The following is a 12,728-nucleotide window of genomic DNA, read 5'->3' as shown; positions in this document are numbered from 1 at the left end:
TGTGATTTGGGTAGTCCCCGTTGGCGCATTTTTCTGTTAGTCTCTGTGCAAATAACGAACACTAGCCAAGCTGCTCGCGCAGGGACTTTACTGCCATGACCATCAAACGCGCATTGATTGTGGATGACTCCACAACTGCCCAATACCGTCTCAAAAAAATGTTGCGCCGCTATCCGCTTGATATCGATATCGTCGATTCCGGTGAAGCCGCCCTTCGCTACCTGTCACGCCACGCTCCCGCGGTGATTTTTATGGATCACCTGATGCCGGGTATCGACGGCTTTCGCGCACTGCAAATTATCAAATCCAACCCCGATACCGCGATGATCCCGGTAATTATGTACACCTCCAAAAGCGGTGACGTCTATACCGGTCAGGCACGCGCATTGGGCGCGCTGGATGTGGTGAGCAAAGACCGGATCAATGCCACTGATTTATCCAAGGTGATGGAAACCATCCATATTTATCCAACCGCAAAACCGGATGAGAGCGAAATAGTCGAAAGTCCTGAGCTCATCGCTGCCGCAAATCAGGTTACCGGACAAACCACGGAAGGCCCGCAGATTGATCGCCGCGCCGCATCGCTGGAGCAATCACGTAATCTCGAGTTACGCCTGAGCCATATGGAACACAGCCTGGAAGATAATCGCCGTTTTATTACGTCGCGCGTGGTGCGTGAACTGCATGGACTGCGACAAAATTTGCGGCAGGAATTCAGCGATATATTGCATCAGCAACCCGCCGCAATTCCCGCATCCGCAACGCCGGTGACGCCACCGGAACCACCGACATCCAGTAATGGGTGGTCAATTTTTGCGATTGTTTTTTCTGCTGCGGCACTCGCGGTTACCGCTTACTTTTTAATGATGATCAATAATCAACTCGATAGTAACCAACAGCAGCAAGCAGCATTTGGCAAACAGTTACAACTCATTGCCGACCAGGCTAATCGTGAACCGGAAATGATTAGTCCCGCCATTGTAAATGCAGGATTAAATCAATCGATTAGAGCCATTCCCACAATGGACAGTTATTTGCTTGGTGATCTCGCCTGGACATTTAACCAAAGCGGCGCGTTGGCATTTCACCAAAGCACCATTGATCCCAAACCGGTATTACGCCTGCATGAATTGCTGCACCGTATTGCGAGCAATGGTTTCAAAGGCACAGCAACGGTGAATATTTATGTCGGCGATTTTTGTGTGACGATTGATAACATGGGCATGGCGCAATTGGCGCCCACCAATAAAACCCTCGGCGACTGTATGCTCTCTAGTGAGATCTATTCAATCGCTCGCTTATTGGATGAATACACACGAGAAGTCACTATGGTTCTGGGCAATTTAACCCGTAACGTAAATTCCACCATTCAAATAGCCATCACCGCCGCTCCCGGCCCGGAAGCCTATCCTGAGCGCATACCCACTGTGAGTGCGCGTGACTGGAATGCGCTGGCGCAAAATAATAATCGTCTGGAATTGGTATTGGTGGCGGATGAAGAACCTTAATTACCCAGAATACCAAGCATAAAAAAACCAGCATCACTGCTGGTTTTTTATGTCCGCCCATTTTAGCTTTCATCAATATCGTACATATGATCAATCACAAAACGCATCTTGGGCAGCAAGCCATTTTGTTGGGTTTTGCTGTAATAATCCTGCCAGTGTTTTACGCCACTCCAAAACGTTTCCGGTGCCGATAGTGTGGCGTTAACGCCGGGAGCCAGATCAAAACCATTTGCACCAAAAATTTGGTTCAACATCATCGCTGATGGAAAACCGATCTGCTGCATCAGTGGATTCATTGCATTACCGGCGCCCCATACATACGCAAGCCAAGGCAAAATATTCTCAACAGCATCATAACTTACCCGCGCCCTTTGATATTCAGCGAGCGATTGCAAGATTTTCTCCTGCGCAACAGGAACCGCGAGCAACGCCAAATTAGGGTAATCTTTTTGGGTGGGCAGTTGTTTAAACGGCAACTCAATCAAACCATTGCGAGTGGGTGCATAGGGTGCGGCAGCCGGTTGGAATAACGGCAAATTAAAAAATGCGGCATCTGCAAAATCGCCTGGTTGGACTCTAAACAACGCGCACTCAGACCAAAACGAAGGCAACATATCGCCGCGCAAATGCGACTGGGCGACACGAATGCGGAATGACGCAACATCTTTGCCACCAGCCAATACAATAAAACTCCATTGGCTAATATCCTCCAACGCAAAACTTTCATAGGCACGCTTTAGCCAGTCCAGATTAGGTTCGCGCTTAACACGTTCCATAGTGTAAATATCACTTTGCACACGCGATTCAGTGGAGAGTGTTTGCTTGATCATTATCCTTTCCTCAACATAATTCTGACACTGTTAATATTTTACAGATTTAATAATTTATAGGCTTGCCAATTTATACACTTAACAACTTAAAAGGACCTTTGGTCGATGAATATTCGCGCCGTTTTTTTTCGCTGGGATCGGTACAGACATAATCGACATTGAATTCGAGCCCGCCGGGAACTGCATGGAAGCGTAACATTGCCACATGATCGCCCACTTGTTTGTGTTTTATATCCAACGTGATATTAGTCAATTTGAGATCGGGGATCTCTTTTGGCACATCGGGGTGTAATGGGAATGTCTTTTTGTCACTGCTAAATTTATTGATCAACTGATTTTTCTGGTCACTCCCTATGGTATCAATCAGGCGCGAAGGCGATGCGATAACTTCATAGAAAAGAATTTTCCCACGCTGGTTTTTGCCTTCCAGAATACGCCCCCAGTGCACATCACCGGTGATATATAACACCGGGACTTCTGCAGTGAATAATTCCTGCAATGCGTTTTTTAATCGAGCAAAATCTTTATAGTTAACCATTTCCATATCGGCGATATTGCGATCCCAAATTCCCGGTTTTTCGATTACAAATGCCTGACCGGAACTCAACAAACCAACAGCGGGTTGATGATTTTTTTTGCGTTCCAGCAAATCCTGTTTCCACTGCTCAATCGCAGCATAGGTTGTGGCATTGAACATTGTGTCTTTGGCCCTATGTGTACGCCCATCGAGGAATAACATGCTGAGCGGTGCAATATCCTGCCGAAAAAAACCGGCATTTTGCGCGGGTGACATTTGGTAGCGTTCGTACAAAAGCGTCGCCACTTCCCGCCAGTTAGTGCGGTCCTTTTCGCGATGGGTATTATTCAGTTGCACCTGGAAGTAAGGAAAGTTATTCCAGAACTCATGATCGTCCGGCACACAGAGTACCGGCCCATGGCTCAGTATATCGGCAAGCCCGGGCTGCTTGAGATGCGAAGAAAACCAATTGGCCTGATATTTTTTTCCCAATACCCGGGCAAGGCAAATTCGATTGTCCGGTAAATTTTGTTGCGAGGGTAAATCGAGATACACCTGGTCTCCCCCCAGTACGGTGAAATCCGGTGCGGGCTTGATTGCCCTGACAATATCAGTCAAGGCTTGTGATTTATCGTTCGGCTGGTAATAACAGGAGGATAACAACAGATTAAAACTATCCGCATTTTTAGCTGGCAATACTCTTGGTGGGCGCCTACTGGTTAACGTAATACGTTGGTCTCCAGCAATGACAGTGACGGTAAATCGGTCACTAATAGCAGGCCAGGGCAATACGAAAATTGCGCGATGATTGAGGGGGCGATCGTATACATCGCACACCTCATCACCTAAAGGTTCAAAGCTGGCCGCTGGCGTAAGAGGTTTAATCACTTCATCTGCAATTTCAAAAGCGACCGCAGGAGGGGCAGCAATACCGAGAATGCCCACCCAAATTAATAACTCATCGGGCTCGCCAATTGGATTATAAGCAAAGAGCTGCACCTGAATTCTCCCTTGAATGGTGGCGGGAGCTTACTATATACCTGAAGGCAGGTGCAGGCCAATTCCTGACTGATGCGGATATATCAAATGCGATTGGATTGAAATTTTACCGGCCCACAAAGCAATAGGAATCGACCAGAGAGATTTGTACACAATTGAAATATGTCTATTAAAAAGCATTACGGAATACCGGAACAAAAAAGCCAGCTTGCGCTGGCTTTAGAGAGTACAGGGGATATAGATCACTGCGGAGTCAAACGCAGCACTCTAACACCGTGAGCCGGAATATTAATATTGAGTTTTTCCGCGGTGCTGCCTTTGCCACCATTCCAGATATCACGCCAGTTGAATTTTTTCTTATCGAAGAAAATTTCATGTTTGAAAATATCGTCTTTCATATAGTGGAATGCCCAATCCAAAACGTAATCGCGAGCAACATCGTCGCGATTCAAAAACAGGAAAGCAAATTCGCCTTTCTCCAGCGGCTTCACATAAATTTCGATATCGCCCTCATCAATCCATTTCATCGCTTGCACACCAAGTGTGTCCTGATTGATCGCCAGCATATCTTTGTTGGTCAGGATTTTTTTGGTCGCTTCGCTCATGGTGCGCAGATCATTACCGGCAATAAGCGGCGATGCCATCATTGCCCAGAGTGAAAAATGCGAGCGATCCTCTTCTTCGGTCATGCCGTTACCGACTTCCATCATATCCATATCATTCCAGTGACCGGGGCCAGCATATTTACGCAACCCGGCTTGTTTATCGAGGATGGGCAACACGCCCCATGATGACCAGGAGCCGTGGTTGTGTTCACAATTCCAACAGGGATAGATATCACCAGTGGTGCGCCATGAGTGACCAACATCTTTGGCCCAATCCCAGGGCTTGTTATCACCCCATTCGCAAATGCTGAACAAAATTGGACGACCGGCTTTATGCAGCGCATCACGCATGGTGGCGTAGGCGGAAACAGGATTGATGTCTTTGGTATCACACCAATCGTATTTCAAATAATCAACACCCCAGCTCGCATAGGTCACTGCATCTTGATATTCATGACCACGGCTACCCAAGCGACCGGCACAAGTAGTGTTACCTGCATCGGAATAAACACCTATTTTCAAACCTTTGGAATGCACATAATCCGCAAGGGCTTTCATACCGGATGGAAAATGTTTTTTATCGACCTGGATAAAACCTTGTTTATCGCGTTCGCCATGCCAGCAATCATCAATATTAATGTATTCATAACCCGCATCTTTCATACCGGTGGATACCATCGCATCAGCCATTTCGCGAATCATTTTTTCATTTACTTCACAACCAAACGTGTTCCAGCTATTCCAACCGAGCTGTGGAGTTTTGGCGAGCTGTTCAAATTTTTGTGCATAAGCGTTGCCACCCAGCATGAGCGTGGCGGCAATAAAGCCGAGCGTTAGGAGGAGTTTTTTAGCCATAAGAATGTACCTGGGGTTTTGAACCATTGTTGTTTTAATTTATGAATATTACTAATCATATAAATTAAACGATTTGCAAAAAAAACTGCAATTCACATTGCAGTTTTTTACTGTTCGTCAATCTATTGTTACTGAATCTCGTGGATGCGAGTATTAAATTCTTTGATAATGGCAATGGTCGATGTATCAGTATCAAACACACCGTACATGCCTTGCTGCTCTTGTGGTGGATCGCCATTCAAATCATCACCTTCCTGCCACCAGTAATTGCTGCGCGTCGTGCGGCCTACACCATTCCACGCCCAAAAATTGTAACCGGCAATAGCTTCAGCTTTTTGCATACGCGGCAAGAGCACATCAAATACTTCTTGATAGAATTTATCACGGTATTGGGTAGTCGATTTGATATCGTAAGACCCCCTATCGCGATCCAAACCAAACTCTTCCAATACGATAGGTTTATTTAACGTAGCGGCAATATCGATATGTGAATTCAAATAATCTTTGCCTTTTGCCCAAGCGGAATCCCATGTCTCTGCCGGTTTGGTTTTATCAAACCAACCCCAATTTCTGATCCACATATGATAAGTCAGGTAATCCACATTTACAGACATATGCGCATCGGCAAATAATTTTGCATCGTTTACTGAGCCCATTACACCTTCACTGCCGGTGCTGACGAGATGGTGTGGATCGAGACTTTTAATATACGCGGTTGCCCCGTTAACCCAATCGATATAAATTTGTTTTTCTTTTGCAGTGGTTCTGGAATTGCCAGGACGCGGCTCATTCGCCAACTGCCAGGACATAATCGTTGCGTCATCAACATAGGCCTTGCCGTTTACAGTATTAACGCGGGTGATAATTTTTTTGATGGTCTTGCGATATTCCTGCTGTGCTTTTTCACTTTGGTAAAAGCTGGCGGACTTCGCCATAAAGGCTTCCCACGCGTTAGTCACATTGGGATCTTGCACCGGTTGGCCATCGATCCAGCTCATGTATTGGGTCATACCGCCTGACCATTGCCAGAAATTATTGAAATACAACACCACGGTCATATCGCGTTTGGCGAGTTCTACCAATAAATAATCCAGACCTTGCAATAGGTTTTCATCGTAATTGCCAAAACCATTAGTCGTAGCAGGCTTTACTGCTGAGTTGATATCACTTTTTTCAGATACTGCCAACACGCGCAAATTATTTACACCGATAGATTTGAGCGTATCCAATTCCTTTGCCAAACGTGCACGATCACCAACCGCGCTCGGCGAGCCCAAATAAGCCGCATACCACATATTGGTACCCGCAATGAAATAGGGCTTGCCATTTTTCTGAAATTGAACACCCGATACTTTCACAAAATCCTGCCTGTCAGGTGCGGTAACGGATTGATTGGCGCATGCCATTAGTAGTGTGAATATGGCGGCGAGACTAATAAACAACGCTGTTATTTTTTTCATAGTTTTTTCCAAATCCAGAGCCAATAAAACATTAACCTAACGCGGCAGTTAATATAAATTTTCTTCTGTCACGCTATATATCCTTTTTACCCGTACTTTTTTATTTGCTTGTTAATAGTCAGCTCAGTTTTTGCAAATAACGAATTGCTTCCATCATTGCGCGTCCGTTGTGGTAAGGACATTTCCAGAAGCCGACTTTGTAATAATGATTGGTATTTTGCGCATTCAATTTTGACAACCAAAACCACTCGCCATTTTCCTGGTCGATTTGGTAGGTTTTAATAAATTGCCACGTGTTTTCAACCGCGCGATAATACTGCTCTTCACCGGTAGTGGTGTAAGCATAAAGGAACCCAACCAGCGCTTCCGCTTGCACCCACCAGACAGTGTCTACATTCGTGCAACGGGTTGAAAAATCGAAAGAGTCGATTACCTGGCCCTGCTCACCAATTGCTTCTTTCACCGTCACTTGTGCGATCCTGATGAGTGTAGGCGTCAACTCGGCGAGATAAGCTTCATCACCCAAAGACTCAAGCGCTTTGGCAATTAACCAGCTGGCTTCGATGTCGTGACCATAAGTATAGCCGGGAGAAAAATCTTTCCACTCCCGATCCATAAACATGCGCAGGTGATGCGTATTCCTATCAATCATGTATTTATCAAACATCCGGATGTTGTATTTAAGCGCTGCTTTTACTTCAAGCGTGGGTTGCGCTTGATGTAACGTTGTATAGGCTTCAAGGATATGCAGATGGGTGTTTTGTGATTTGGGATAATTTAAATCTTTATCGCTGAGACGCAAATCATCAATCACACCCCACTCGCGCGTGAAGGCTTCAAGATAACCTTCGCGCTCATGATCAATTGCGTGTTGTTCAACCAAATTAAAACATTCCAACGCGCGCGCAAGCGCCTGCACATTACCCGTGAGTTGGTGGTAAGCGCAGAGGGCATAAATAGTAAATGCCTGCGCATAGACTTGCTTCCTGGTATTGATGGGCGCTGCCGCTGCATCCAGCTCCCAGTACACCCCACCGTGCTCGTTATCGAAGAAGTGTGCCAGTACATAATCGTAGGCGCGCGTTGCACAGGCGCGATAATCGGGATTATCAACTTCCTGCGCGACTTCGCTAAAAAACCATAAAATACGCGCATTTAAAATAATGCCTTTGCTCGCGTTTTTAACCGGATTATTGGCTACATCGATTTCACCATAAAAACCGCCTTGATCGCGATCGACAGTATATTTGGCCCACCAATCGGCAATGGCAATTAACTCCTGACGAAATTCCTGCTGCAAAGATGCAAAACGCACCGGGAGACTCACGGTATTCATGCGTTACACCAAATCTTTCAATACAGCTAAATTCGCACTGATCAATGCATTGCGCACCGCAACGGAAGCGGCAGAGCGCAAACCATCTTCCGGTGTGTTTTTGCAATAATCGATCAGCTTTTCTACGGTTGAGGTGGCGACATGCATGCGCGTATCGGAAGATGCGTAGTAGATAAAGACTTCATTTTTTTCGTTAACAATCCAACCATTGGCAAAAGCAACGTTAGATACATCACCCACACGCTCAGCCCCGTGCGGTGCAATAAAGTGACCTGCAGGGCTATGGCTGATAACCCAGGGACGCTCCAATTCAGTCATAAACATATACAGCGTGTAGCGCAAACCGGCTGCAGTATTGCGCACGCCGTGTGCCAGGTTCAACCAACCTTCTGCAGTTTTAATCGGCGCTGGGCCTTGGCCATTTTTTACTTCTTTAATGGTGTGGTAAACCTTGCCGTCTACAATCACTTCCGCTTTCACTTCGGCGCGGGTCATGTCGTCCACTAAACCCCAACCGATACCGCCGCCGCCGCCGACACTGATAAAACCATCTTGTGGACGGGTAAACAAACCGTATTTGCCATCGATAAATTCCGGATGCAAAACCACGTTGCGTTGCTGGCCGGAATAGGTAATTAAATCGGGCAAACGCTCCCAGGTAATTAAATCTTTGGTGCGCGCGATACCGCATTGTGCTTCAGCGGCGGAAGTATCGTCAGGATGATTTACATCTTTGCGCTCGGTACAGAATAAACCGTAGATGTAACCATCTTCATGCGCAGTCAAACGCATATCGTACACATTGGTATCCGGGCGCTCGGTTTCCGGCAGGGTAATGGGATAATCCCAGAAGCGGAAATTGTCGATACCGTTAGGGCTTTCTGCAATCGCAAAAAACGATTTGCGATCTACACCTTCAACACGCACTGCCAGAATATATTTGCCATTCCAATACAGCGCGCCCGAGTTGAACGCCGCGTTAACGCCTTGACGTTCCATCAAAAACGGATTGGTTTTTTCATTCAGGTCGTAACGCCAGAAAACAGGCGCGTGCGCTGCGGTGAGAATGGGATTTTCGTAGCAATCGTAAATGCCGTTACCCTCAGTTTTTACTGCATTCTTCCTGGTGATCAATACCTCGTGCTTTTGCAATAGCGCTTTGGCTTTTTCTTTAAAACTACTCATGTTCCAAATACTCCGATGAGTTTTGTTGGTGTCGGCTGTGATATGTGTTTCAACACACACCCGCTTTAATTAGGTAATCGATTACACCCGTAGTTAAATTTTTTTGCGCTGCGGCGATTGCCGCAGCGCAAACATAACTATCAAGGTTTCGCTAACAAATGTTCGTCTTTAGTGCCTTTAAGCATTTCCGGTGGGATATCGGCCGGATAATCCTGCAAATGGCGATACCAATTTTTCCATAAGAAAAGCGCACCGGCTGCGGCCAGTCCCATCGCCATAAGGAATTTGTCGTACTGCTGAATCACCAGGAAAATCGGTGCTGCGACAAGTGATGTTTGCCATACGATACCCACGATCACATTCACCATATCGCGCAGGAAATTAGTGTTCTTCGCCAATTCAGGATGCTCTTGCAAACAAAGATCGTGCACCGGAGACCAAAAGCCCCAAGGACGCACTTTCAAATAGAATTTTTTCAGTACTTCCATATCCGAGGGTGCGGTAATCAATGAAGTCACCACACAGGTAATCACACAGATCAGCAGCAACCATGGGAAGGCATAGATAAAGTCAATCTTATCCAACTCCAGGCCAAATACATTCAACGCATGCGCCACGGCGGTATTAGCCTGTGGTATTGCGAGCGACAATGCCAACACGATACCGACAGTCATACCCCAGAAATAACCATAGGCATTAAATCGCCACCAGTACCACTTGAGCACATTGGAAGCGGTGTAACCGCCATAGAGGCCGCTCACAATCCATTGCAATACGGTATTTACACTCGGAATAAAAAAGCCGAGCGCTACACCAATCACAATAAACAACAGCGACACAACGTAACTCAAATGCACGTAGCGTTTCGGTTCTGCATCAGGATTGATGTAGCGCTTGTAAATATCATTCACCACATAAGCCGGTGCCGCATTTACCGTGGCGGCGAAGTTGGACATAAAGGCCGCGAGCAAGCCGGCAATTAATAAACCGAGCAAACCGCTGGGAATATAATTTTTCAGTACAAACGGCAGTATCTGCTCGAAGTCGACATTCGGACCCATCGCACGCAAATCATTCATAAAGAAGGCAAGCGCCAATACGGTCAAACCGGTGATCAACATGTAGCGCGGGAACATCAATACCACGGTTACAAAGCCACTCATTTTTGCGGCATCACGCGGCGACTGGGTGGAGAGCACGCGCTGCATATCGTAATTCGGTGCAGGACCGGCAAGGCTCAACAAAAAGCCTTTGAACAACATCAACATAAAAAAGATGGCGAACAGTGAATAACCATCAGCCGCAATTTTTGTATTCGCGGCATCCAGACGACCGCCCCAGTCGACATTGAGATTCCAGTTAACGGCAATACTGTCCCAACCCGGCGGCACAACCGCAGCAATCATCTCGGGCGAGACACTGTGTATTGCAACAATACCAACACCGATACTCGCAATCGTCGTCACAATAAATTGGAACACCTCAGTAAACACCACCGAGAACATACCACCTTTAATAATGTAAAACGTGGTGATGATGGTCATGCCCAATCCGTAATACACATCATTCATGTGTGGATCATCGGAGAGTTTCCACGGGAAAAATACTGAAGCGAACTTACCGATGCCGATGAAACCGTACGCGAGAAAACCAATCACGCCCACCAATGCAAACGCCACCACAATAATGTTGGACAGACGTGCCCCCCGGTCATCGCCGAAGCGGAAAATAATCCACTCTGCACCAGTCATTACCCCGGAACGACGCAGCCAGGTGGCGAGAAATACCATCAGGAAAATCTGGTTAAAGGTAGGCCAGAGCCAAGGAATGTAAATGCTCGACAGACCGTAGACAAACAGCAAATACACCAGCCACATAGTGCCGCTGATATCAAACATTCCCGATGCATTGGATAAACCCAACATGTACCACTTGAGTTTATTGCCGCCAAGAAAATAGCTGTTCATATCTTTGGAGGCACGGGACGAAACCCAAAAACCAACAAATATTGTCGAGCAGATAAACAGCAAGACAATTGCAATATCAAGCAGAGGAAGAATCATGAAATACTTTCCGGTTTATTATGTGGATCAACAGTGATCGCTTGTTTCTGATCCCATTACTTCCGTGCGGCAACTCATCACAACAATGTTTTAGTAGAGGGCTGAGACTCAGGGTAAAACGGCAATCGTCAATGCGGTTAAGATCAAGCTTATAGAATAGTCGACCATAAGCACGGGCATAGGCCGCCAATGTAACCGTTTACATTTTATTTTTCTAGTCTCTTTAGACGACCTGTAGTAAATTTTCCTGCAAATAAGCACATTTCCAATAAATTCAATTATCAATTCACCCCTTATCGGCTCCCAAAGGTCGTTTTTATGTCCAATATTCGCGATGTTGCGCGCCTGGCTGGCGTATCTGTTGCAACTGTGTCACGAGCCCTGAGCAACCCCGAAAAAGTTTCGGCCGAAAGCCTGGAAAAGGTTCATAGCGCTATCGCACAGGTCGGCTATCGCCCCAACATGCTGGCGCGCAACTTCCGCTCTGCACGTGCCTATGCGGTAGTGGTATTGGTACCGGATATCGCCAACCCCTTCTATTCGCTCTTTATCCGCGCCTTAGAAGACCGCGCCCAACAAAAAGGCTATGCGGTACTGCTGGGCGATACCCGCGGCACCAGCGAGCGGGAAATCGAATATATCCGCCGCGTGGAAACCCGTTTAGCCGACGGCATTGTGCAACTGCGCCCCAGCTCGGAGAAAAGCCAGAACAACATTCCGCCCGATATCCCCTGCGTTAATGCCTGTGGCTGCGAATACACCACCGGCCCGGCAATCCGTATCGACAACCGCGCCGCTGCCAAAACCATGGTGAATTATTTGATCTCGCTCGGACACAAACGCATCGGCGTAATTTCCGGCCTGAAAGACAACCCGCACGCAATTGATCGCCTCGAAGGCTACAAAGAAGCCCTCGCGGAAGCGGGTATCCCATTCGAGAAAGACCTGATCGCCGAAGGCGACTTCACTATGTGGTCCGGCCTCAACGCCGCTTTCCAGTTCTGCAATATGAAAGTGCGCCCCACCGCTGTTTTTTCAATGAACGACGAAATGGCGATAGGCGCGATGCAAACCCTGAAAAACCAGGGCATCCGTATTCCGGAAGATATGTCAGTCACCGGTTTCGATGACATCGCCTACGCAAAATATTCCGACCCAAGCCTCACCACCATTTCGCAACCGGCGGAAGAGATGGGCAAGATGGCGATGGATATGTTGCTGAAGGTAATTGAAGGTGAACCACTCAGCCAACGCGAGTGTGTATTGCCGACGGAATTTATTATTCGCAAAAGCACCGGGCCGGCGCCGGGGAAAAAATAGTTTTCCAATCAGATAAATAAAAACGCCGCGACTCATCAATCGCGGCGTTT

Annotated in this window: 9 protein-coding genes; 2 read left to right on the top strand and 7 right to left on the bottom strand. The window is 46.9% G+C overall.

The features are described 5' to 3' along the window. Positions 1 to 95 precede the first annotated feature (95 nt). Positions 96 to 1,508 (top strand): response regulator, encoded by a 1,413-nt coding sequence (locus tag AC1RJL_RS11875; RefSeq protein ID WP_492914211.1) that lies wholly within the window; start codon positions 96 to 98, stop codon positions 1,506 to 1,508. Positions 1,509 to 1,570: 62 nt separating this feature from the next. Here the strand turns inward: AC1RJL_RS11875 and AC1RJL_RS11870 are convergent, their stop codons facing one another. The 7 genes from AC1RJL_RS11870 to AC1RJL_RS11840 all read right to left on the bottom strand — a co-directional run bounded on the left by AC1RJL_RS11870 (position 1,571) and on the right by AC1RJL_RS11840 (position 11,358). After that, positions 1,571 to 2,338, bottom strand: a complete 768-nt coding sequence (locus tag AC1RJL_RS11870; protein ID WP_492914209.1) for a hypothetical protein — start codon at positions 2,336 to 2,338, stop codon at positions 1,571 to 1,573. Positions 2,339 to 2,408: 70 nt separating this feature from the next. After that, positions 2,409 to 3,854: an alkaline phosphatase D family protein gene (locus tag AC1RJL_RS11865; protein WP_492914207.1), complete on the bottom strand. Its 1,446-nt coding sequence runs from the start codon at positions 3,852 to 3,854 to the stop codon at positions 2,409 to 2,411. A gap of 242 nt (positions 3,855 to 4,096) precedes the next feature. Next, positions 4,097 to 5,314 (bottom strand): alpha-galactosidase Aga27, encoded by a 1,218-nt coding sequence (gene aga27 / locus AC1RJL_RS11860; RefSeq protein WP_492914205.1) that lies wholly within the window; start codon positions 5,312 to 5,314, stop codon positions 4,097 to 4,099. Positions 5,315 to 5,442: 128 nt separating this feature from the next. Continuing rightward, entirely contained in the window at positions 5,443 to 6,774 is a 1,332-nt protein-coding gene (locus AC1RJL_RS11855; protein WP_492914203.1) for a glycoside hydrolase 5 family protein, read from the bottom strand. 118 nt (positions 6,775 to 6,892) lie between these two features. Further along, a complete protein-coding gene (locus AC1RJL_RS11850) occupies positions 6,893 to 8,110 on the bottom strand; it encodes an AGE family epimerase/isomerase (RefSeq protein ID WP_492914201.1) in 1,218 nt (405 codons plus the stop codon). Positions 8,111 to 8,113: 3 nt separating this feature from the next. Beyond that, positions 8,114 to 9,295, bottom strand: a complete 1,182-nt coding sequence (mgp130, locus tag AC1RJL_RS11845) for a 4-O-beta-d-mannosyl-d-glucose phosphorylase Mgp130 (protein WP_492914199.1) — start codon at positions 9,293 to 9,295, stop codon at positions 8,114 to 8,116. 140 nt (positions 9,296 to 9,435) lie between these two features. Beyond that, entirely contained in the window at positions 9,436 to 11,358 is a 1,923-nt protein-coding gene (locus tag AC1RJL_RS11840; RefSeq protein WP_492914197.1) for a sodium:solute symporter family protein, read from the bottom strand. A gap of 318 nt (positions 11,359 to 11,676) precedes the next feature. On the opposite strand from AC1RJL_RS11840, the gene AC1RJL_RS11835 reads away from it, so the two are divergent. Further along, positions 11,677 to 12,678 carry a LacI family DNA-binding transcriptional regulator gene (locus AC1RJL_RS11835; protein ID WP_492914195.1) on the top strand — a complete coding sequence of 334 codons (1,002 nt, stop codon included), beginning with the start codon at positions 11,677 to 11,679 and terminating at the stop codon, positions 12,676 to 12,678. Positions 12,679 to 12,728 lie beyond the last annotated feature (50 nt).

The sequence above is a fragment of the Cellvibrio sp. GW822-FHT04B05 genome (genome assembly GCF_058800985.1).
This window is presented reverse-complemented; position numbering and strand designations above follow the sequence as displayed.

What these genes read in the sequence shown, in the direction of transcription:
- aga27 (WP_492914205.1), bottom strand. Translation starts at nt 5,314, where the DNA reads ATGGCTAAAAAACTCCTCCTAACGCTCGGCTTTATTGCCGCCACGCTC.
- AC1RJL_RS11850 (WP_492914201.1), bottom strand. Translation starts at nt 8,110, where the DNA reads ATGAATACCGTGAGTCTCCCGGTGCGTTTTGCATCTTTGCAGCAGGAA.
- AC1RJL_RS11870 (WP_492914209.1), bottom strand. Translation starts at nt 2,338, where the DNA reads ATGATCAAGCAAACACTCTCCACTGAATCGCGTGTGCAAAGTGATATT.
- AC1RJL_RS11875 (WP_492914211.1), top strand. Translation starts at nt 96, where the DNA reads ATGACCATCAAACGCGCATTGATTGTGGATGACTCCACAACTGCCCAA.
- AC1RJL_RS11835 (WP_492914195.1), top strand. Translation starts at nt 11,677, where the DNA reads ATGTCCAATATTCGCGATGTTGCGCGCCTGGCTGGCGTATCTGTTGCA.
- AC1RJL_RS11840 (WP_492914197.1), bottom strand. Translation starts at nt 11,358, where the DNA reads ATGATTCTTCCTCTGCTTGATATTGCAATTGTCTTGCTGTTTATCTGC.
- mgp130 (WP_492914199.1), bottom strand. Translation starts at nt 9,295, where the DNA reads ATGAGTAGTTTTAAAGAAAAAGCCAAAGCGCTATTGCAAAAGCACGAG.
- AC1RJL_RS11855 (WP_492914203.1), bottom strand. Translation starts at nt 6,774, where the DNA reads ATGAAAAAAATAACAGCGTTGTTTATTAGTCTCGCCGCCATATTCACA.